The sequence below is a fragment of the Bacillus sp. SIMBA_005 genome (assembly GCF_046535585.1).
GTDB lineage: Bacteria > Bacillota > Bacilli > Bacillales > Bacillaceae > Bacillus > Bacillus pumilus.
The window spans coordinates 1-240 of record NZ_JAWRWI010001076.1; the positions used below are offsets into that span (position 1 = coordinate 1).

1 protein-coding gene is annotated in these 240 nt (G+C 40.0%); it reads right to left on the bottom strand.

Annotation, left to right across the window (positions count from 1 at the left end):
* A partial coding sequence (locus SB660_RS23440; RefSeq protein WP_410584975.1) for a chemotaxis protein CheC occupies window positions 1–240 on the bottom strand: 240 nt, incomplete at both ends.

Below are 240 nucleotides of genomic sequence, written 5' to 3' on the forward strand. Positions count from 1 at the left end.
GTCTCGACCTTCATTTTTAGAAATATTCATTAGATCGATTGTCGGTGGCGAAATATCCACCTTTTTGTTGAATACTGTCGACATGGATGTTGCCGCAGAACCCATCATTTGATTCATCGCTTCTTGTACTGCACTTAGCTGAATCTCACCTAGGTCAGGCTTAGGGTTTAAACCGTCCCCACCTAACATTAAATCGGCTATAATGGCAGCATCTGATTGTTTAATAACAAGTAAATTCAT